Annotated in this window: 23 protein-coding genes, 1 tRNA gene and 1 pseudogene; 12 read left to right on the forward strand and 13 right to left on the reverse strand. The window is 64.3% G+C overall.

Annotated features, from left to right (window positions below):
- Nucleotides 1-146 precede the first annotated feature (146 nt).
- Nucleotides 147-320: a Flp family type IVb pilin gene (locus VSX60_RS18090; RefSeq protein WP_327625663.1), complete on the reverse strand. Its 174-nt coding sequence runs from the start codon at nt 318-320 to the stop codon at nt 147-149.
- 235 nt (nt 321-555) lie between these two features.
- Here VSX60_RS18090 and VSX60_RS18095 point away from each other — a divergent pair, with 235 nt between their 5' ends.
- The 6 genes from VSX60_RS18095 (at nt 556) to VSX60_RS18120 (ending at nt 6,201) form a co-directional block, all read left to right on the forward strand.
- Entirely contained in the window at nt 556-1,020 is a 465-nt protein-coding gene (locus VSX60_RS18095; RefSeq protein ID WP_327625664.1) for a pilus assembly protein N-terminal domain-containing protein, read from the forward strand.
- A gap of 303 nt (nt 1,021-1,323) precedes the next feature.
- Nucleotides 1,324-2,517 (forward strand): phosphopentomutase, encoded by a 1,194-nt coding sequence (locus tag VSX60_RS18100; protein ID WP_327625665.1) that lies wholly within the window; start codon nt 1,324-1,326, stop codon nt 2,515-2,517.
- Between the two features lie 53 nt (nt 2,518-2,570).
- A complete protein-coding gene (locus VSX60_RS18105) occupies nt 2,571-3,566 on the forward strand; it encodes an adenosine deaminase (protein ID WP_327625684.1) in 996 nt (331 codons plus the stop codon).
- Between the two features lie 36 nt (nt 3,567-3,602).
- A complete protein-coding gene (gene upp / locus VSX60_RS18110; protein WP_327625667.1) occupies nt 3,603-4,232 on the forward strand; it encodes a uracil phosphoribosyltransferase in 630 nt (209 codons plus the stop codon).
- Nucleotides 4,233-4,395: 163 nt separating this feature from the next.
- Entirely contained in the window at nt 4,396-4,926 is a 531-nt protein-coding gene (locus VSX60_RS18115) for a retropepsin-like aspartic protease family protein (RefSeq protein WP_327625668.1), read from the forward strand.
- A gap of 165 nt (nt 4,927-5,091) precedes the next feature.
- Nucleotides 5,092-6,201: a tellurite resistance/C4-dicarboxylate transporter family protein gene (locus VSX60_RS18120; protein WP_327625669.1), complete on the forward strand. Its 1,110-nt coding sequence runs from the start codon at nt 5,092-5,094 to the stop codon at nt 6,199-6,201.
- 298 nt (nt 6,202-6,499) lie between these two features.
- Here the strand turns inward: VSX60_RS18120 and deoA are convergent, their stop codons facing one another.
- Genes deoA through VSX60_RS18160 form a run of 8 tightly spaced genes read right to left on the reverse strand, consistent with a single transcriptional unit; the run spans nt 6,500 to nt 13,856 of the window.
- The gene (gene deoA, locus VSX60_RS18125; protein ID WP_327625670.1) at nt 6,500-7,816 is read right to left on the reverse strand and encodes a thymidine phosphorylase; all 1,317 of its coding nucleotides are present in this window, start codon (nt 7,814-7,816) and stop codon (nt 6,500-6,502) included.
- Nucleotides 7,816-8,577 (reverse strand): deoxyribose-phosphate aldolase, encoded by a 762-nt coding sequence (gene deoC / locus VSX60_RS18130; protein WP_327625671.1) that lies wholly within the window; start codon nt 8,575-8,577, stop codon nt 7,816-7,818. The genes deoA and deoC overlap by 1 nt, the downstream gene beginning before the upstream one ends.
- Nucleotides 8,570-9,376 (reverse strand): purine-nucleoside phosphorylase, encoded by an 807-nt coding sequence (locus VSX60_RS18135; protein ID WP_442873122.1) that lies wholly within the window; start codon nt 9,374-9,376, stop codon nt 8,570-8,572. Before VSX60_RS18135 ends, deoC begins: the two co-directional genes overlap by 8 nt.
- Nucleotides 9,373-9,768, reverse strand: coding sequence for a cytidine deaminase (locus VSX60_RS18140; RefSeq protein WP_327625672.1), 396 nt, complete (start codon nt 9,766-9,768; stop codon nt 9,373-9,375). Before VSX60_RS18140 ends, VSX60_RS18135 begins: the two co-directional genes overlap by 4 nt.
- Before the next feature lie 3 nt (nt 9,769-9,771).
- Entirely contained in the window at nt 9,772-10,740 is a 969-nt protein-coding gene (locus VSX60_RS18145; protein ID WP_327625673.1) for an ABC transporter permease, read from the reverse strand.
- On the reverse strand, nt 10,740-11,882 hold the full coding sequence (locus tag VSX60_RS18150; protein WP_327625674.1) for an ABC transporter permease: 1,143 nt from the start codon (nt 11,880-11,882) through the stop codon (nt 10,740-10,742). The genes VSX60_RS18145 and VSX60_RS18150 overlap by 1 nt, the downstream gene beginning before the upstream one ends.
- Nucleotides 11,883-11,889: 7 nt before the next feature.
- On the reverse strand, nt 11,890-12,327 hold the full coding sequence (locus VSX60_RS18155; protein WP_327625675.1) for a VOC family protein: 438 nt from the start codon (nt 12,325-12,327) through the stop codon (nt 11,890-11,892).
- Nucleotides 12,324-13,856, reverse strand: coding sequence for an ABC transporter ATP-binding protein (locus tag VSX60_RS18160; protein ID WP_327625676.1), 1,533 nt, complete (start codon nt 13,854-13,856; stop codon nt 12,324-12,326). Before VSX60_RS18160 ends, VSX60_RS18155 begins: the two co-directional genes overlap by 4 nt.
- A 146-nt stretch (nt 13,857-14,002) precedes the next feature.
- On the opposite strand from VSX60_RS18160, the gene VSX60_RS18165 reads away from it, so the two are divergent.
- From VSX60_RS18165 to VSX60_RS18180, 4 genes are all read left to right on the forward strand, one after another.
- A complete protein-coding gene (locus VSX60_RS18165; protein ID WP_442873123.1) occupies nt 14,003-14,464 on the forward strand; it encodes an acyl-CoA thioesterase in 462 nt (153 codons plus the stop codon).
- Nucleotides 14,461-14,682, forward strand: a complete 222-nt coding sequence (locus VSX60_RS18170; protein WP_327625677.1) for a SlyX family protein — start codon at nt 14,461-14,463, stop codon at nt 14,680-14,682. The genes VSX60_RS18165 and VSX60_RS18170 overlap by 4 nt, the downstream gene beginning before the upstream one ends.
- 254 nt (nt 14,683-14,936) lie before the next feature.
- Nucleotides 14,937-15,107 (forward strand): DUF6471 domain-containing protein, encoded by a 171-nt coding sequence (locus tag VSX60_RS18175; protein WP_327625678.1) that lies wholly within the window; start codon nt 14,937-14,939, stop codon nt 15,105-15,107.
- Nucleotides 15,065-15,988, forward strand: coding sequence for a hypothetical protein (locus VSX60_RS18180; protein ID WP_327625679.1), 924 nt, complete (start codon nt 15,065-15,067; stop codon nt 15,986-15,988). Before VSX60_RS18175 ends, VSX60_RS18180 begins: the two co-directional genes overlap by 43 nt.
- A gap of 236 nt (nt 15,989-16,224) precedes the next feature.
- On the opposite strand, the gene VSX60_RS18185 is transcribed toward VSX60_RS18180, so the two are convergent.
- From VSX60_RS18185 to VSX60_RS18200, 4 genes are all read right to left on the reverse strand, one after another.
- Complete coding sequence (locus VSX60_RS18185) at nt 16,225-17,166, reverse strand: nucleoside hydrolase (protein ID WP_327625680.1); 942 nt, start codon at nt 17,164-17,166, stop codon at nt 16,225-16,227.
- Between the two features lie 174 nt (nt 17,167-17,340).
- Nucleotides 17,341-18,336 (reverse strand): BMP family lipoprotein, encoded by a 996-nt coding sequence (locus VSX60_RS18190; protein WP_327625681.1) that lies wholly within the window; start codon nt 18,334-18,336, stop codon nt 17,341-17,343.
- Nucleotides 18,337-18,549: 213 nt separating this feature from the next.
- The gene (gene msrA, locus VSX60_RS18195; RefSeq protein WP_327625682.1) at nt 18,550-19,221 is read right to left on the reverse strand and encodes a peptide-methionine (S)-S-oxide reductase MsrA; all 672 of its coding nucleotides are present in this window, start codon (nt 19,219-19,221) and stop codon (nt 18,550-18,552) included.
- Nucleotides 19,222-19,264: 43 nt separating this feature from the next.
- Nucleotides 19,265-19,558, reverse strand: coding sequence for a hypothetical protein (locus VSX60_RS18200; protein ID WP_327625683.1), 294 nt, complete (start codon nt 19,556-19,558; stop codon nt 19,265-19,267).
- A 354-nt stretch (nt 19,559-19,912) separates the two neighbouring features.
- Between VSX60_RS18200 and VSX60_RS18205 the strand changes: the two genes are divergently transcribed.
- Together VSX60_RS18205 and VSX60_RS22630 are read left to right on the forward strand one after the other, a co-directional pair.
- A tRNA-Ser gene (locus VSX60_RS18205) sits at nt 19,913-20,002 on the forward strand.
- A 96-nt stretch (nt 20,003-20,098) separates the two neighbouring features.
- Nucleotides 20,099-20,281: pseudogene (locus tag VSX60_RS22630) on the forward strand (DUF6538 domain-containing protein); the annotation flags it as partial.
- Nucleotides 20,282-20,530: the final 249 nt, after the last annotated feature.

The raw sequence follows: 20,530 nt of genomic DNA on the forward strand, positions 1-20,530 counted from the left end.
CCAATCTTGCGTTGGCTTCGCCGCTTGCGGAGACCGGCGACCACCGGGAAGCAGGAGGTTATCAACCTGCCAAGGCCCGGGTCGCTCCCTTAAATGGAGACGGGGACCGAAAGTCCCCGCCTCGCAGTCCCGGGAGCACATGGTACTTAAGGCTTCGGCGCGATGTTCGTGCCGATGGTCGTGAAGGTGCTCGTCAGGTTGGTGCCGACGGTGGTGACGGCGGCGATGATGGCGGTACCGATCAGGGCGGCGATGAGGCCGTATTCGATCGCGGTAGCGCCGGACTCATCGTTGATGAAGCGCATGAAATGCTTGGACATGGGAACTCCTTAAATCCGATTGGCAGCAAACCCGCCGACTGTTTTCGTCGATCGGATAGGGGGGACGTTACCCCCACGATGTTGCAATCGGCTTAAGGTTTTTGGTTGATTTTTTATTACATTCACTTCCCTAACTAATACTTAAAAAATGCTTACGATGGCTAATTAATCCTCCGTTTACCGCATTGTCGTATAGATCACGCTGATGGTAATCCGAGTAACCGGGACACGTCTCATGAATCGCCTTCTCAGCCTCGTGTTGCCTGCCATGATTCTGGGCCTTCTCTCCGTCGGAGCGCATGCCAACGATCACGGTGCGATCCTCGGCGTCGCTGTCGACCATGCCAGAATCATCGAGATCGACCGTCCCGCCGCCACGGTCATCGTCGGCAACCCGGCGATCGTCGATGTCGAGGTGTTGAATTCCGAAAGACTGGTTCTGACCGGGCGCAGTTACGGCATCACCAACATCGTCATTCTCGACCAGGCCGGCGACATGATCCTCGATGAACAGGTCGCGGTGCAGACCTTCGAGAACAACACGGTCCGCGTCTATCGTCAGGCGAGCCGGATCACCTACGCCTGCGCGCCGAAATGCGAGCCGACCGTGACCATCGGTGACGATCCGGGAAGCTTCCAGCAGGCAAACGAGCAATACGTCATTCGTCAGGCGATGGCGAACGAAGCCGCCGCGCGCTAGTGGATTGAATTTAACATTTGATACCCATGTGCGGCGGGCTCGTAATCAAATGTCAAATTTGAAAAATCCACGAGAGTCATAAATTTGCTAGTGGTCCTTTGATTTCGACATTTGCTTGTCAGGGTGCTCCAAGCGGGATGCAAATGTCGAAATCGGATCACTAGGCGCCGGATCGACAAAGACCCAAGACCAGTCTCCTGATGGAATTTTCGGGGCGCCTCGGCGCCCCTATCCAATCGAGCCCGACGAACTATCTTCGCCACGGAGGGATTCAGGGAAATCCACCGTAGCGGAGACATGCCTTTGGCGCGCGCGATTCTCATGGTTCTCGATTCCTTCGGCATCGGCGGCGCGCGCGATGCGGCAAGCTTCGGTGACGCGGGGGCTGACACGTTCGGCCATATCCTCGCGGCGGCGGAACGCGGCGAAGCCGATGGCGATGGTCTGCGCAGCGGCCCCCTCGCCCTTCCCAACCTCCGCCGGCTCGGCCTGTACCGCGCCGCCGGTCAATCATCGAGCGAGGCATGCGTCGGCCTTTGGGGCTCCGCAGGGGAAGTTTCACACGGCAAGGACACGCCTTCGGGGCATTGGGAGATCGCCGGGGTTCCGGTGCTCTTCGACTGGGGCTATTTCCCGCAGGAGATTCCCGCCTTCCCGGCGTCCCTCATCCAGCAGATCGCCGACGACAGCGATATCCCGGGCGTTCTCGGCCAATGCCATGCATCGGGCACGGAGATCATCGCCGAACTCGGCGAAGACAGCATCCGCACCGGCAAGCCTATCTTCTACACCTCGACCGACAGCGTTTTGCAGATCGCCGCGCACGAAACCCATTTCGGCCTTGAGCGTCTCTACGACCTCTGCGCCATCGCGCGCCGGCATGTCGATCCGTTGAATATCGGCCGGGTCATCGCCCGGCCCTTCACTGGGGAAACATCGGACAGCTTCCGCCGCACCGCCAACCGGCGCGACTATTCCGTGCCGCCGCCGGAACCGACGCTGCTCGACCGCGCCGTCGACACCGGCCGGCGGGTGATCGCGATCGGTAAGATCGGCGACATCTTCGCCCATCAGGGCATTTCCGAAGTGCGCAAGGGCGACGGCAATGATGCGCTGTTCGATGCCATGCTCGGCGCCCTCGACGACGCGGCGGACGGCGATTTGATCTTCGCCAATTTCGTCGATTTCGACATGCTCTACGGCCACCGCCGCGACGTCGCCGGCTATGCCGCCGCGCTGGAGGCCTTCGACGCCCGCCTGCCCGAGCTCGAAGCCCGCCTTCGCCCCGGTGACATCGCCATCGCCACCGCCGACCATGGCTGCGATCCGACATGGCGCGGCTCCGACCACACCCGCGAGAACGTGCCCGTGCTGGTGTTCGGCCCCGATATCGCCCCGGGCAGCATCGGCCATCGCGAGACCTTCGCCGATATCGGCGAAAGCATCGCCGCCCATCTCGGCCTGCCGGCCGGCCGCTACGGAACCAGCTTCCTTTGAGCAACGACAACGCCCCGGCGGTCGCCCACGCCGGCCGGGGCGGCACAGTGCCCATGGCGGAATTGCACTGCCATATCGAGGGCACGGCCGATCCGACGCTGGTCCTCGAATTAGCCCAGCGGCACGGTATCGATCTCGGCGGCATCATCCGCGACGGCGCCTATGTCTGGCACGACTTCACCAGCTTCCTCGCCGCTTACGACCGCGCCGCGACGGTGTTTCGGAGCGAGGACGACTTCGCCCGGCTCGCCGAGGATCATCTGACGCGGCTCGCGGGCGCCGGGGCGATCCATGCCGAGTTCTTCATCTCGCCCGATCATGCCGAGGCGGGAGGAACCGTGCCGCAAGCGTATCTCGCGGGCCTCGGCGAAGGCGTCCGCCGCGCCCGCCGCGCCACCGGCATCGAAGCCCGGATGATCGTCGTCGGCGTCCGGCATCTGGGCGCCGAGCGGGTCGAGGCCGCCGCGCGCTTTGCGGTCGCCGGCGCCGTGTCGGAGCCGCTTCTGACCGGCTTCGGCCTGGCCGGCGACGAGCGCAGCTTCGCGCCGCGCGACTTCGCCAGGGCCTTCGACATCGCGCGCGATGCCGGTTTCGGCCTGACCGCCCATGCCGGCGAGCTGTGCGGCGCCGACAGCGTGCGCGAGACCATCGCGGCGCTGAAGCCGCAACGCATCGGCCACGGCGTCCGTGCCATCGAGGACGCCGATCTCGTCAGGCGAATCGCGGCGGAGGGCATCGTCCTCGAAGTCTGTCCCGGCTCGAATCTGGCGCTCGACATCTTTCCCGATGCCGCCGCGCACCCGCTTCGCCGCCTGATCGAGGCGGGCGTCAAGGTAACGCTGAACTCCGACGACCCGCCCTTCTTCGCAACCGATCTTGGCGCCGAATACCGCTTTGCCGAAGATGCCGGGATCGGCCGGGCCGGGCTGCTCGCCCTCACCCGCAACGCCATCGAGGCCGCCTTCGTCGATGCAAAGACCCGCGAGCGGCTTCTCGACAGGCTGATGCTCGACGCCATTTCGCTTGGCGCGCCGCCGTCAAGGCATTAGAGCTTCGGCCAATCCGCAGGCAGAAAGCGAGGCCCCATGGACGGCGTCACCGTCATCGACCACCCGCTGGTCCAACACAAACTCACCATCATGCGCAAGAAGGAGACCTCGACGGCGAGCTTTCGCCGGCTGCTCCGCGAGATCTCGACGCTGCTCTGCTACGAGGTGACGCGCAATCTCGAGCTCACCACCATTCGCATCGAAACGCCGATGGAGGCGATGGACGCGCCGGTGCTGGAAGGCAAGAAGCTGGTTTTCGCCTCCATCCTGCGGGCCGGCAACGGCCTCCTGGAAGGAATGCTCGACCTCGTGCCGGCGGCGCGGGTCGCCCATATCGGCCTTTATCGCGACCATGAGACGCTGCAGCCGGTCGAATATTACTTCAAGGCGCCGGACGATCTGGCGGACCGGCTGGTAATCGTCGTCGATCCGATGCTGGCGACCGCCAATTCCGCCATCGCGGCGATGGACAAGCTGAAAGAGCGCGGCGCCCGCAACATTCGCTTCCTCTGCCTTCTCGCCGCGCCGGAGGGCGTCGCGCGGTTTTGCGTCGCGCACCCGGATATTCCGGTGTTCACCGCGGCGATCGACAGCCATCTCAACGACAAGGGCTATATCGTGCCCGGCCTCGGCGACGCCGGCGACCGGATGTACGGCACCAAATAGCGGCCACAGCGACATGGCCTCCGCCGGCATTCAGCCCGGCGGGGCGTTAACGCATTGGCAACCGCGCCGACGAAATCAACGGGCAGGCCACCAAGCCCTTTCGCGGACGTTAACGACGGGACGCTACGCTGATCCGGTTTCCCGAAACGGCGCGGATCGGCCGATGCAGAAATTCGTATTCCTCCTCGTCCTGTCCTCGATGGTCGCGCTGGCGGCTCCCTCGGCCTTCGAGGAATACCGCTCCCGCATGCTCACCGGACAGGTCGAGACGATCGACGCCCCGCCCGAGGTAATCGAGGCCGCGGTGGAGGCACCGCCGTCCGGCCGCCTGGCGCTGCTGCGCGCCGATGCCAGCGGTCACTTTCGCGCCGACGCGCGGATGAACGGCCGGCCCGTCCCGGTGCTCGTCGACACCGGCGCGACTTACGTCGCACTCGACCAGACCACCGCGCGCCAACTCGGCATCGTCCCCGGCATGGCCGATTATCGCCACAGGGTGCAGACCGCCAATGGCGAGACCAGAGCGGCACTCGCCAGCATCGCCCGTCTCCAGCTCGGACCGATCGAGCTGCGCGACGTCGAGGCGCTGGTCACCCAGGACGGCACCCTGCCGGTCACCCTGCTCGGCATGAGTTTTCTGAGCCGTCTGTCGAAATTCGAGATCGAGGATGGCCGGCTGACGCTGAGCCAGTAGTCCGCTCGTCGGGGTCATGCCCGCAAACCATATTGGTCCGCTGTGCGGACAAAGTGAGCATGCTTGAATTACTGTGCGCCCGAAATGCGACATGCCTCGCATCTCGAGGCTGACCAGAAATATCTTTCCACGGATCTTGTTGAATTAACAAGAAACCGGACGTGATTGAGCAAACAATGGTCATTTGTGGGGGTTGTCATGTCGGGCAAGCTGGAAACACCGCAACCGACATCGTTGTTGAATAGATTGTGGCATCCAGATTTAACCACACTTTCACCAGCCTATTTCGGGATGGTAATGGCAACAGGCATAGTTTCGCTCGCCGCAAATCAGATCGATCTGCCTGTAGTGGCGTGGGGACTTTTTTTGATCGCGATTATCGCCTATATTGTCTTGTGGTGGCTGACAGTTCTGCGCATAATTCACCATCACAAACGTTTTTTTACGGATATGACTGATCATTTGCGCGGGCCGGGGTTTTTCACCATGGCCGCGGCATCAAGCATTCTGGGTAGCGAGTTCGTAATTCTCGCACAGAACCCGGTCGCTGGCTTCACACTCTGGTTTGTCGCTCTGGTTCTTTGGCTCGGTCTAACCTACACAATTTTTACTGCATTCACCATCAAGGAGGACAAGCCTCCACTTGATCGAGGTATCAGTGGTGCTTGGTTGCTCGCTGTTGTGGCGACGCAATCGATTGCGGTGCTAGCATCTTTGCTGGCAGTGCAAATCGAACAACCATATCGGCTTGATTTGAATTTCTTGGCGCTTTCAATGTGGCTATGGGGTGGCATGCTTTACATATGGATGATGTCGTTGATCTTCTATCGCTATACATTTTTTCGATTTTCTCCTAGCGATCTTTCACCACCTTATTGGATCAACATGGGAGCAATGGCGATTTCGACACTCGCCGGTTCGTTGCTGATTATCAACTCAGAAGATGCCCCATTTTTGAACTCCATCGTACCATTCATGAAGGGGTTCACGGTTTTTTACTGGGCAACCGGAACCTGGTGGATCCCGATGTTGATTATTCTCGGCGTTTGGCGACACATCTACAAACGCTTCCCGCTGAAATACGACCCGCTTTATTGGGGGGCGGTGTTCCCACTCGGAATGTACGCGGTCAGTACGCACCAGATGGGGCGCGCAATGGATTTTCATTTTCTCACGTTCCTGCCCACCGCATTTTCCTGGATAGCGATGGCTGCCTGGCTCGTGACTTTTTGTGCCTATCTTTTGACGCTCTACCGCGGAGCGGAAACGTCATAACCAGCTGGTTTTTCTGCCTGCTTTTCCATCATCCAGGGCGAAATTTCCCGTTTCCCGTTGGTATTCGCCGCACAGGGGTGACGCATATCTCCTCCCGGTTTCGCAGGCAGGAATATTTTTCCTGATTTCCAAGCTCATGACAGCTTCAAGCATATTGTGCGCGACCGCAACGGGCCATCAGAACTTGAAATTGCAGTAGCTGTAATCCAGTAGCGACCACCCATCAGATCGTAGAAATGGGCTCAAGGCAGACCAACATTTTTTGCGGACATGTCCCGCCCGGAACCGGTTGCCCGACTCAGCCGAAGCGGTCCAGGACAGCCGAGGCATCCCATTCGACCGCTTCGTCGGACAGCCCATAGGCCTCGCGGAGCGCCGCCTCCACCCTCTTCGCAGTCATCTCGTCGCGCGCATGCACGCGGGCGAGCGGCTCGCCGCGCATCAGCCGGCGGCCGATCGGCGCCAGATCGCTCAAGCCGACAGCGTGGTCGACGGCATCCTGCGGCCGGGTCCGCCCGCCGCCGAGTTCGACCACGGCAAGGCCGAGCCGGCGCGCGTCGACCGTCGCGATAAAACCGTCCTCTTCCGACAGGACGTCACGGACAACCGGCGCCGCCGGCAGATAGTCCTCCATCCGCTCGACGAAATCAGCGGGACCGCCCAGCGCCGCGACCATTTTGGCAAAAGTCTCGGCCGCCCGCCCGTCGCTCAGCGCGGCTTCCGCCTTTCTCCGCCCGTCGGCAAGATCCGGCGCGAGGCGGGCCGAGAGCAGCATTTCGGCCGCCAGCGCCAGCGTCACCTCTTCGAGCGCGGCATCGCGCTGCGCACCGGTCAGGAAGCGGACGGCATTGCGGACCTCGACGGCATTGCCGGCGGCCGACGCCAGCGGCTCGTCCATGCGCGTCAGCAAGGCGGTCGTGCGAAGGCCGGCGCCGTTGGCGACCGCGACGAGGCTCGCGGCCAGCGCCCGCGCATCCTCATGCGAGGTCATGAAGGCGCCGGCCCCCGATTTCACGTCGAGCACGAGGCCGTCGAGCCCCTCGGCCAGCTTCTTCGACAGGATCGATGCGGTGATCAGCGGGATCGATTCCACCGTCGCCGTCACGTCGCGGATCGCATAGAAGCGCCCGTCCGCCGGCGCCAGTCGCCCGGTCTGCCCGATGATGGCGCAGCCGATATCCGCGACGGTCCGGCGGAAGGTCGCGTTGTCCGGCGTGACGCTATAGCCGGGGATCGCCTCCATCTTGTCGAGCGTGCCGCCGGTATGGCCGAGCCCGCGTCCCGAGATCATCGGCACGGCGGCGCCGCAGCTTGCCACGATCGGCGCCAGCATCAGCGAGACATTGTCGCCGACGCCGCCGGTGGAATGCTTGTCGACCACCGGCCGGTCGAGGCCGGCCCAATCGAGGACATCGCCGGAGTGGAGCATCGCCTCGGTCAGCGCCACGGTCTCCGGCCCGGCCATGCCGCGAAAGAACACCGCCATGGCGAAAGCCGCCACCTGGCCCTCGGTGACAAGCTCGCCGGCAAAACCATCGATGAACGCCTTGATGTCGGCCGCGTCGAGCGTTTCGCCGTCGCGCTTGGCGCGGATGATCTCCTGCGGCAGCCGCATCAATAGCCGGCCTTGGCGCCCGCCCGCACCGCGCCGGCCGCGACGGCCAGAAGGTCACCGAGAACGCTGGAAGCGCCGATCCGGAAGCGATCGGGAGTCGCGTAGCCCCTCCCGCAGATCGCCTCGGCAAGCTGGTAGTAACCGTCGGCGTGCTCGAAACGCTTGATGCCGCCCGCCGGCTTGAAGCCGACATGGCCGCCGGCCTCCGCGATCGCCTCGAGCAGGAGCCGCGCCGACGCCGGGGTGGCGTTCTCCGCGACCTTGCCGGTCGAGGTCTTCAGGAAATCCGCGCCACCCTTGAGCGCCGCATGGGCGGCCTGCCAGATCGTCTCGGCCGCCTTGAGTTCCCCGGTTTCCAGGATCGTCTTCAGCCGCGCGGCGCCGCAGGCGGCTTTCACGGCTCGCACCTGTTCCTCGACGAATGCGGGCTCGGCCGGGAGCCGGCGATAGGCAATCACCATGTCGATCTCGTCGGCGCCGTCCGCCACGGCCTGTTCGGTCTCCTTCACCGTCGCCGCGACGTCATCACCGCCTTGCGGGAAATTCACCACCGTGGCGATCTTGATGCGGGGATCGAGGCGGGTCCTGGCGAAGCCGACGAAGCGCGGCCAGATGCAGATCGCCGCCGTCGGCCCGGCGGGCGTCGCGGCCCGCTCGCAAAGCGCCGCGACATCGGCTTCCGTGCAACCCTCGTCGAGATTGGTGAGATCGAGACAGGCGATCAGATTCGACGCCCTTCGGCGCCGCGCGGTCTCATCCATCGAAGCCTCCCGATTCCAGCATTTCGCGGACGATGCGGGCCAGCCGCGCGCCGCCCTTGGGCGCCATCTCCTTGGTCTCCGCGTGGGAGAGTTCGGCGCCGGTCATCCCCGCACCGTAATTGGTCACGACCGAGGCGGCCAGCACCTTGAGGCCGAAAAACCGGGCGAGGATCGTCTCGGGCACGGTCGACATGCCGACGGCGTCGGCGCCGAGAATGCGGGCCATCCGGATTTCGGCCGGCGTTTCGAAGGAGGGCCCGGAAAACCACATATAAACGCCGCCGAAGAGCGTTTCGCCGCTGGCGTTCGCCGCTTCGGCGAGCCGGCGCCGCAGCTCGGCATCGTAGGCGCTGGTCATGCCGACGAAACGGGCATCGGACGCTTCGCCGATCAGCGGATTGCGGCCGGAAAAGCCGATATGGTCCTCGATGATCATCACCGAGCCGGGCGGGATATCCTCGCGCACCGATCCGGCGGAATTGGTGAGGAAAAGCGTCTTGACCCCGAGATCGCGCACCGCCGCGATCACCGGCCGCATCACCGCCGCGTCGCCGGTCTCGTAGTAATGCACCCGGCCCGAGAGGATCAGGACCTCGCGGCCGCCGAGTCGCCCCGCGACCACCTCCCCGGCGTGACCGGTGACGCCGCTGACCGGAAATCCGGGAATGTCGGCGAAGGCGATACGCACGGCGTCCTCGACCGCGTCGACCAGCGCGCCAAGACCAGAGCCGAGCACCATCGCCGCGACCGGGCGCCGCGACCCGAGCCGCTCGCGCAGGAATGCGGCGGCCGGCGTCACGACAGGCTTTCCGTCGCGAAGGCGCGCGGCAAGAGTTCCGCCATGGTCACCGTTTCCTGGACGCCGCTGTCGATGTCGCAGAGATGCACCTTCGTCTCGGGCGAGGCGAATTCGGCGATGCGCTGCCGGCAGCCGCCGCAGGGACTGCACAGCGGCAGCTTTTCGGCAACGACGGCGATCTCGGCGATGCGTCCGCCGCCATCCATCACCAGATGGCCGATGGCGGTGGTCTCGGCGCACCAGCCTTCGGGGAAGCTGACGATCTCGACATTGCAGCCGGCGAAAATGCGCCCGTCGGTCGTCCTGAGCGCCGCTCCGACCGGAAACCGGGAATAAGGGGCGTGGGCGCGCCGCATGGCGGACTTCGCCAGGGCGAAGAGATCGTCCGCCATCGTCTATCGTTCCTTCACATAAGGCACGCCGCCGGCCTTGGGCGGGGTCGCCTTGCCGACGAAGCCGGCGAGCAGCACCACGGTGAGAATATAGGGCAGCGCCGACACGAACTGCGCGGAGATCTCGCCGATAATCGGCAGTTCTACCCCCTGAATACGGATCGAGATCGCGTCGAGGAAGCCGAACAACAGGCAGGCGAACATCACCGGCACCGGCTTCCAATTGGCGAAGATCAGCGCGGCAAGCGCGATGTAGCCCTTGCCGGCGGTCATGTCGCGGGTAAAGCCCGCCGCCTGCGCCACCGCCAGATAGCTGCCGGCAAGGCCGGTGAGGATGCCGCAGATGATCACCGCGCGGTAGCGCAGCCAGGCGACCGAGATGCCGGCGGTGTCGACCGCCGCCGGGTTCTCGCCGACGGCGCGCAGCCGCAGGCCGAAGCGCGTGCGGAACATCACCCACCAGGTGATTGGCACCATCGCGAAGGCGACATAGACCAGCAGCGTGTGCCCGGAGAGAATGTCCGCGTAGATCCGGCCGACGACCGGGACATCCCGCAGCGCCGCCGCGCCCGGCAGGTCGATCGCCTCGAAGCGGCCGCCGCCGAACAGGCTCGGCGTGCGCCCGCCCTGGCCGAACCAGCTCTGGCCGAGAATGATGGTCAGCCCGGCGGCGATGAAGTTGATGGCGACGCCCGAGACGATCTGGTTGCCGCGATAGGTGATCGAGGCAAGACCGTGGACGAGCGAAAAGCCGACCGCCGCGAGAATGCCGACGAGGAGCCCGACAAACGCCGACCCCCACACCGCGGCGGCCGAGGCCGAGGCGAAGGCGGCAATCAGCATCTTGCCTTCCAGGCTGATGTCGAAAATGCCGGAGCGTTCCGAATAGAGCCCGGCGAGCGCGGCGAAGAGCAGCGGCGTCGACAGACGGATGGTCGAATCGAGGACGTTGATCCAGGCGCCGAAATCCATCACCGCGCCTCCTCCACGTCGGCGCCGGCCGGCTCACCGGTGCGGAAGCGGATCCACTGATAGGCGGCGCCGACCCCGGGGCGGAACATGTTCTCCAGCGCGCCTGCGAACAGGATGACGAGGCCCTGGATGATGACGATCATGTCGCGCGAGATCGTCGGCATGTTGAAAGAGAGTTCCGCCCCGCCCTGATAGAGCACGCCGAACAAGAGCGCCGCGAGCACGATCCCGACCGGATGGCCCCGGCCCATCAGCGCGACGGCAATGCCGACGAAGCCAGCACCGCCCGGAAAATCGATCAGCAGCCGATACTGGTCGCCCATCACCGGGTTGAGCGCCATCAGCCCGGCGAGGCCGCCGGAAATCGCCATGGCGACGACGATCAGTCGGGTCTCCGACATGCCGGCGTAGCGCGCCGCGCGCGGCGAAAAGCCGAGGGTGCGGATTTCGTAGCCGAGCCGCGTGCGCCAGATCAGCACCCAGACCAGGAAGGCGGCGAGAAGCGCGACGAACAGCGAAACGTTGAGCGGCGCGCCGCCGAGCGACACGCCGAACAGGTCGAACAGGCCGCGCAGCTTGGGCAATTGCGCGCCGGCCTCGAAGGTCCGGGTTTCCGGCGCCATCGTCCCGGCCGGCTTCAGCACGTTGACGAGCAGATAGACCATCAGCGCGGCGGCGATGAAGTTGAACATGATCGTGGTGATGACGATGTGGCTGCCGCGCCGCGCCTGCAGCCAGGCGGGAATGAACGCCCAGGCCGCCCCGAAGGCGAAGGATAGACAGACGGCGAGCGGCAAATTCAACCACCAGGGCAGCGTGCCGCCAAGCGCCAGCGCCACCGTGGCAACGCCGAGGCCGCCCAGATAGGCCTGCCCCTCGCCGCCGATATTGAACAGCCCGGCATGGAAGGCGACCGCGACGGCAAGGCCGGTGAAGATGAAGCTGGTCGCATAGTAGAGCGTGAAGCCGATCCCCTCGCCATAGCCGAAGGCGCCGCGGATCATCAGCGCCGCCGCGTCGACCGGGCTTTCGCCGACGATCAGCACGACGAGGCCGGCGACCGCGAAGGCGACGATCAGATTGACCAGCGGAATCAGCCCGTAATCGATCCAGCCGGGCAGCTTGGCATAGGGACGGCTCATCGCGGCGCTAGTCTCCGCTGTTCAGAAGGTCGAGATGGCCCCGCGCGTCCAGCTTGAAGAACGGGTTATAAGCGAGCTCCCACAGATGGCCGTCCGGGTCGCGGAAATTTCCGGAGAAGCCGCCCCAGAAGGTTTTCGCCGGCGGCTTGACCGCGCGCGCTCCCGCCGCGACCGCCCTGTCATAGGCCTCGACGACCGCTTCCTCGGAGGCAAAGTTCACTGCCAGCCCGGCGGAACCGGAACCGGCCGGCAGCTCGCCCTCGCCGCCATCGGCGATCATCTCGCCGCGCTGCCAGAGCGCCAGGACGATCGCCTCGCCGACCATGAAGGCGGTCGATTCCACGCTCTGCCGCGCTTTTTGCCAGCCGAGCGCCTCATAAAAGGTGACGGAGCGGGTGACGTCCTCGACGCCGAACGTGACCAGACAAATCCGCGCGTCGTTCACTCTGCCGCCTCCCGCTGTTCGACGCCCGCCATCAGGCAGCCAAGATCGCCCTCGTCCGCGTCCGGGCTGCGTTCGCCGACGATGCGGCCGGAAAACATCACCAGCACCCGGTCCGACAACGCCCGGATCTCGTCGAGTTCGACCGAAACCAGCAGGATCGCCTTGCCGGCATCGCGCATCTCGATGATGCGCCGATGGATGAACTCGATCGCCCCGACATCCACGCCGCGCGTCGGCTGGCCGATCAACAGCAGGTCGGGATCGCGCTCCATCTCCCGCGCCAGCACGATCTTCTGCTGGTTGCCGCCGGAAAAGCTCGCGGTCTTCAACCGGCAGTCCGGCGGGCGGATGTCGTAGGCGGCAATCTTCTTCGCCGCATCCCGGCGCATGGCATCGAGATCGAGCAGCCAGCCCTTTTGGAAGGCCGGGTCGCGCTGATAACCGAGGATGGTGTTCTCGTTCCCCTCGAAGGCCAGCACCAGCCCGGTATTGTGGCGGTCCTCCGGCACATGGGCGCAGCCGATGTCCCGTATCGCGGCGGGGTCGGCCTCGACGGTCGGATCGATGGCCCGGCCGAGCATCTCGATGCGCCCGGCTTCCGCCTTGCGGATGCCGGCCAACGCCTCCAGCAGTTCGGACTGGCCGTTACCGGCCACCCCGGCGATGCCGACGATCTCCCCCGCGCGCACCGTGAAGGAGACGTTGTCGACCATGACGACACCACGCCGGTCGCGCACCGTCAGCCCGTCGACCTTCAGCTTCACGTCCTTCGGCGCCGCGTCGCCCTTGTCGACGGTCAACAACACGCGCCGGCCGACCATTAGCTCCGCGAGTTCCTCGACCGAGGTCTCCGCCGTCGTTTTCGTCGCCACCATTTCGCCCTGCCGCATCACCGATACCGCGTCGGTGATCGCCATGATCTCGCGCAGCTTGTGGGTGATCAGGATGATCGTCTTGCCGGCGTCGCGCAGCTGTTTCAGCACGGTAAAGAGGTGATCGGCCTCGGCCGGGGTCAACACGCCGGTCGGCTCGTCGAGGATCAGGATGTCGGCGCCGCGATAGAGCGCCTTGAGGATTTCCACCCGCTGCTGCCGGCCGACGGGTAGTTCCTCGACGATCGCGTCCGGGTCGACGTCGAGCGAATGGTCGGCTTCCAGACGCTTCAGTTCGGCCCGCACCTTGGCGATGCCGGCGGCCAGTAGCGGCGACTGTTCGGCGCCGAGCATGACGTTTTCGACGACGGTGAAATTCTCGACCAGCATGAAATGCTGGTGGACCATGCCGATACCGGCGGCGATCGCCGCGTTCGGATCGGCGATCTCGACCGTCTTCCCGCCGACGCGGATTTCACCGGAATCGGCCTGGTAGAAGCCGTAGAGGATCGACATCAGCGTCGACTTGCCGGCGCCGTTCTCGCCGATGATGCCGTGGATCGTGCCGCGCGCGACAGTGAGGTTGATGCGCTTGTTCGCCCGGACGATGCCGAAGCTCTTGTCGATGTCGATCAGTTCGATCGCCGGATCGGGCATACGCTCACTCTGGACTGACGCTGATCGCGGGAGCCTATAGCATCGCTTTGAAAAGTGGGAACCGGTTTTCGGATAAAACAATGCCGGGTATGGAAGAGCAAAGAAACCGCGCAAGGCGACCGTCGACGAATGACCCGAGGAGAGACATGACCGCTTCGACCAACAGAAAGGCGACAAGGCGCCCCGAGCCCGGTGAGCGCGGCGCCTACCGCGCTTTCATGCCGCTGACCACGCGCTGGGCCGACAACGACGTCTATGGCCACATGAACAATGTCGTCCATTATTCCCTGTTCGATACGGCGGTGAATGGCTGGCTGATCGAAAACGGCTTCCTCGACATCCATGCCGGGGCGCAAATCGGCCTCGTCGTGGAGACCGGCTGCCGCTATCATGGCGAACTCGCCTTTCCGGACCCGGTCATTGCGGGCATTCGGGTTGCGAGACTGGGACAGTCGTCGGTGCGGTACGAGGTCGGCCTGTTTCGCGGCGAGGCTAAGATTGCGTCGGCCGAGGGCTTCTTCGTCCATGTCTATGTCGACCGGGCGACGCGGCGGCCGTCGCCGATCGCGGGCCGGTTGCGGGCCAAACTTGCGGAGATCGTGGCATGAGCGAGAAACAGGCAGAGATCAGCGAGCGCATCCAGGATCTGGAGATCATGGTGGCGCATCAGGCGCAGACGATCGAGGAATTGTCGGAGGAGCTGCGCCGCGCCTTCGAGACGATCGAGCGGATGCAGCGCTCGCTCAAATCCCTCGGCCATCGCTTCGATACCCTGGAAGAGGTCGCGACGCCCGGCCCCGAAAACACCAAGCCGCCGCATTACTGAGGGCGGACGGCCGGGTTTCGGTTGCGCCCGCCGCCCCGGTGCCGGAACTGGCGCCCCTCTCGCCCCTTGTGGGAGAGAAGGCGCCGAGCCGCTATGCCGGGCGTCATTCTCAGGCCTCGACGATTGGCCAAACCGTCCAACACGGTCGTCATCCCGGCCTTGAGCCGGGACCCATTCCAAACCGCTGAAGCCGCCGATCCGTGGCCGGGCAGAGATCGCCCTTCGTGTGAGCGAGTGAAGAGCGGACTGCCGAGATGGCCTGGCGAGGCGTGCACAATGCTCTGCTTGTCGGACGGCTTCACGAGATCGGAGTTGACGAGAACGAGCGAAACCTGCGGAATAAGGTGTCTCGGGTGAAACTCACCGCAGGATTCTTGCTACAATGCCTTACCGCCATTGGTGTGCAGCAATTGCAGTTGGATTGAGCGTTGGCATTACCGCGCTAGGGCAAGCCCAGGAGAAGGCAGACCGTAGCAACGGGCAGGCTGAAGACAGCCAACATGCCGCCGATAAAGCGTCTTTTTCGATCCCTATTAACGTGATCCAGAACAAGGCCGAGGCCGAGGCTGCCCAGCGCCGCGAAAAGGAAGCCGCTGAGAGGGAGAAGGCCGACCTTCTTGCCCAGCAGGGAATGGACGCCTCCACACGCGCGATGAACGAAGCCACTCAGGATATGAGGGACTACGCGCTCTATTCCACATTGCTTGTCGGCGTCGGAACGACCCTTCTTTTCGTTACCCTTTCCCTCACTTGGCAAGCCAACAGGGCCGCTCAATCGGCTGTTGCCGTAACCCGCGAAATTGGTGAGGCTCAAACGAGGTCTTACCTCACCTGCACCTCTGGCCGTTTGCGGAAGAGTGCCGTGAAAGGATGCATGGCGATCAAGGTTGAGGCGCGCCTTCAGAACGGCGGACAATCTCCAGCGTTCGGTATCCGTATAAGCGGACAAGTATCCATTAATGGCACGGCCATCCATCCGCCGTTCAATGTGTTCGCGCATTCCTCTATTGTGGACGCTGGTAAAGAGAGGACCGCTGAAAGTCAGGACTGGATATTCCGTGACATTAAGGGCTTTGGTCCATCCCTTCCAAAAGGAAGCCGGTACGGTGTTATGGGTACTATCCATTGGCGAGACGTGTTTGGCAGAGGTCACGAAACCGAATTCGAACTTCGCCAGACCAACGGCGGATGGATGAACGAGAACATGGGCGTTATCGATTATGACATGGAAGGCGCCTCGACCGTCATGCGCATTGACGGGCGCGATATGAGACGCAGTGCTGACAATGAGGCAAGCCAACTTTAAGCACGTCCAACCTATCGCCACCTCCGGGCTTGGTGCATTTGCTACATAAGGGCGTGAAAAGGCTTTCTCTCCCACCCCTTCGACAGGTTCAGGAGGGCGCCAAGCCGCTATGCCGCGCGTCATCCTCAGGCTTCGATCATTGGCGAAATGGTCCAATACGGTCGTCATCCCGGCCTTGAGCCGGGACCCATTCCAAACCGCCGAAGCCGCCAAACCGTCGCCGAACAGGCTCCCCCCTAAGGCAGCCGGGCGATCCGCTCGGTGAGCAGCGCAAAATAGGCGTCGGCATCGCCGGAGCGCACCCAGACGGCGTTTTTCGGCCGGTCGGTGACGCCCCAGTAATCGCAGACGGTCATCCCCCGCGTCAGCGGGCTGGCGGTTTCGATCGCCACATTGACCGACCGGCCGGTGAAGATCTCCGGCTTGAGCACGAAGGCGGTGACGCACGGATCGTGCAGCGGCGCGCCCTCCCAGCCGTATTTCTCCACGTCGAACCGCGCCGAAAAGCCCAGCATAGCCGCCACCGCCGCGCCCGACCGGTTGCCGAGATCGCCGAACGCGGCGATCCGCGACCGGGTCGAGCGCATCTGGTGAGTCACGTCGAGCGGCAGCACCGTGATCGCCGCGCCGCTGGCGAAGACGATCGCCGCCGCCTCCGGGTCGACGAAGATGTTGAACTCGGCTGCCGGCGTGATGTTGCCCGCCTCGAAACAGCCGCCGCCCATCAAGACGATGTCCTTCAGCCGCGCCGCGATGTCCGGCGCCTTGGTCATGGCAATGGCGACATTGGTCAGCGGCCCGAGCGCCAGCAGGCGGATCGTGCCGGGCGGATGCGCGCGGATCGTCTCGATCAGAAAGTCGACGCCGTGAGCATCCCGGGCGGCAAGCGTCGGCTCCGGCAGATCGGGTCCGTCGAGCCCGGTCGGTCCGTGGACGTGCTCTGCGGTCACCAGATTGCGCAGCATCGGCCGCTCGCATCCGGCGTGGACCGGCACCTCGGTGCGGCCGGCGAGTTGCAGGAGTCGCAGCGCGTTGCGGGTGGTATGGTGCAGCGGAATGTTGCCCGCGACCGTGACGATGCCGAGGATGTCGATCTCGTCGGGCGAGGCCAGCGCGGTCAGGATCGCCACCGCGTCGTCCTGTCCCGGATCGGTATCGAAGATCACTTTTTCGGCCATGCGACGTCACTCCAGCACGTTGTTCCGCGTCCCGATATCATCGGGATCGTCGGGCAGAAAGAGCTTGGGTGGGTGCCGGGCTGCTTCGCACACGGTCGGCGCGGTGCGGCCAGGCACCGCAGAAAAAAGGCGCCCCGGAAGGGACGCCTCGCTACGGTGATGTTTCACAACACGTCAGTAAGGGCAGGACGAATCCGTCGAGTAATCGTGGACCTCGATCTCGCCGGCGATGATCTTCGCCTTGGCCGCTTCGGCCGCGGCCTTCATCTCCTCGGTGACGAGCTCGGCGTTGTTCTCGTCCATGGCGTAGCCGACGCCATCCTGTTCCAGCCCGAGCGTGACGGTGCCCGCCTTCCAATTCCCCTTCGCCGCGTCCTCGAAGGTCGAATAGACGGCGTTGTCGACGCGCTTGACCATCGAGGTCAGCACCTTGCCCGGAAACAGGCCGTTCTGGTTGGAATCGACCCCGATGCCGTATTTGCCGGCGTCCGCGGCCGCCTGCATCACGCCGATGCCGGTACCCCCGGCGGCGTGGAAGACGACGTCGGCGCCCTGGTCGATCTGGGACTTCGCCAGTTCGCCGCCGCGCACCGGATCGTTCCAGGCCGCGCCGGTGCTGCCGGTCATGTTCTCGATGACCTTGGCGTCGGCGGAGACCGACTTGACGCCGCCCTTGTAGCCGCAGGCGAATTTGGAGATCAGCGGGATATCCATGCCACCGACGAAGCCGACGGTGCCGGTCTCCGACTTCATCGCCGCGAGGATGCCGACGAGATAGGAGCCCTCTTCCTCCTTGAACAGGATCGATTGCACGTTCGGCGCCTCGACGACGGCGTCGATGATAGCGAATTTTGTGTCCGGATATTCCTTCGCCACCGCCTCCAGCGCGGCGGCCTGGCTGAACCCGACGGAGATGATCGGGTTCGCCCCGTCGCGGGCGAAGCGGCGCAGCGCCTGCTCGCGCTGGGCGTCGTTGACGATCTCGAATTCGCGGTATTCGGTGCCGGTGTCGGCCTTGTATTTCTCGGCGCCGTCATAGGCGCCCTCGTTGAAGGATTTATCGAACTTGCCGCCGAGATCGTAGAGGATCGCCGGGGCGAATTCTTCGGCCGACGCCGCGGTGACCGACAGGATGGAGGTGGCGAGAAGCCCGGCCAGGAACTGTTTCATGAAGTGTCCGATCCCTGTTTGCAGATGATGGGTCTCAAAACCGCCGATTGTCGGCGGCGGGACGCCACGGCGCCGCAAGGCGGGCCGTGCCTGCTAGGAGACTGGCACGGCCCGCGCCGAGAATCATCTGAAATCCGCGACGATGGAAAACGGGTTCCCCCGCGTTTGATATCACCCTGCCTTGTCCGCAGAGAAGGATCGCCGCAGGGAGCGCTATTCCGCCGCCTCGGTCTTCAGCCCGATCGGGCAGGAGATTCCGGTGCCGCCGACGCCGCAATAGCCGCTCGGGTTCTTGGCGAGATATTGCTGATGGTAGCCCTCGGCGTAATAGAATTCGGTCGCGGGCTCGATCTCGGTGGTGATCGTTCCCTTGTGCCCGGCCTTGGCGAGCGCCTGCTGATAGGCCGTTCGCGACGCGGTGGCGGCATCGAACTGCGCCTGCGAGGATGTGTAGATGCCGGAGCGATACTGGGTGCCCATGTCGTTGCCCTGGCGCATCCCTTGCGTCGGGTCATGACCTTCCCAGAATTGCGCGAGCAGGCTTTCGTAGGAGACCACCGCCGGATCGAAGACGACCAGCACGACCTCGTTCTGGCCGGTCTGGCCGGTGCAGACCTCCTGATAGGTCGGGTTCGGCGTCGCGCCGGCCGCATAGCCCGCCGCCGTCACCTGGACGCCGGGTAGCTGCCAGAACTTCCGCTCCACGCCCCAGAAGCAGCCCATGCCGAAGATCGCCATTTCCAGCCCCTCCGGGAACGGCGGCTTCAATGGGTGGCCGTTGACGAAATGGGTCTCGGCGGTCTCGATCGGCTCGGCCCGTCCTGGCAGCGCCTCTCCGCCCACCGGCAGCTTCATTTTCTTGGAAAACATATCGAGAATATACATGAACTACTCCTTGTTCGGCGCCCAGGGCGCCAGCGGACAGGCATCAGCGGACCAGACGGCGGCGGTTCTTGCGCTCGCGGCCGGCGAGCAGCAGGGCCAGCCCCGCGACACCGGCGGTGATCGAGACCGACCAGCGGCCGATTTCGGCGAGCATGGCGGCCACCGTCGCGCTCTGGACACCGGACGGCTCCAGGCTCCCGCCCATCATCGCCAGCGCCTCCGTCACGCTCATCAGACGCGTGACTTGATCGGCGAGCGAGCGGGCGATGTCGCCGACGGCGAACACGACGGCAATGGCCAACAGGAGGCTGCCGATCAGACGCACCAAAAACCGCATGAACCTGTCGCTCCCATCCTGTTACTTGGCGACCCGTCGCGCCACGGCGCCGCCCTCCGCCCGCGCAGAGATTGGAATAGCCGCGGGACCGCCGTCACCTGCTTGGATACCATGTGGGGATTGCCCCCGTCGGCGGCAATGTAGCGCCCTTGCGACCAGCCCGGAAGTTTGCTGAATTCGCGGGTTGAACCGCGGAGCGTTCTGGCTATAGTCCGCGGCTGTTCGAGACAGGGCATCGACCCCGGCGTTTCGCTTCGCCGGTCTGTCCGGCGCGGATGAATTCCGGAGAGGGATGTCGTTGCCGAGAGGCGACGAGAGCGGGATGCAACCTCCCGCTTTTCGGCTCGAATGCACGGAGAGGTGGCCGAGTGGTTGAAGGCGCACGCCTGGAAAGTGTGTATACGGGAGACCGTATCGAGGGTTCGAATCCCTCTCTCTCCGCCACAACCCGCATAAGTCATTGACGCGGATAGAGTATTTCAGCCATCGCCGTTGGTAGCCGTAGACCCTGGTACAGAAACCTGGTCCAGACGGTTGATCATGCCCCGTTCGTTAAAGCGCGTCACGCGGCGTGGCGATGTGTTCTACTTCCGCATGGCGGTGCCGGCTCGTCTGCGCTCGATCATCAAGCAATGGGAGATTAAGGTTTCTCTTCGAACATCGGACCCCCTGACGGCGAAAGTTCGTGGCCGGTGGCTGTCGAACGCCATGGATGTGTACTTCGAGGACCTGACGCGTATGCCGGCACCATCGTTCGAAACCGTACAGAGCGCTCTACGGGATCACTTCCAGACATGCCTGAACAAGGCGCTGGAGCACGCGCATCTGCTCCCGACGGACCCGCTGATCGACCTGACGAGGGAGCGCCAGGCCTTCATCCAGCCCGATCGCGCCGGCGCTGCCCAAGCGTTGCGCCACGTCGCCGACCAGCTCCGGGCAAAGTGTCCCAAGCTCGGCACTTTCATCGACGAC

This window comes from Aurantimonas sp. A3-2-R12, from assembly GCF_036016755.1.
Classification (GTDB): Bacteria; Pseudomonadota; Alphaproteobacteria; order Rhizobiales; family Rhizobiaceae; genus Aurantimonas; species Aurantimonas coralicida_A.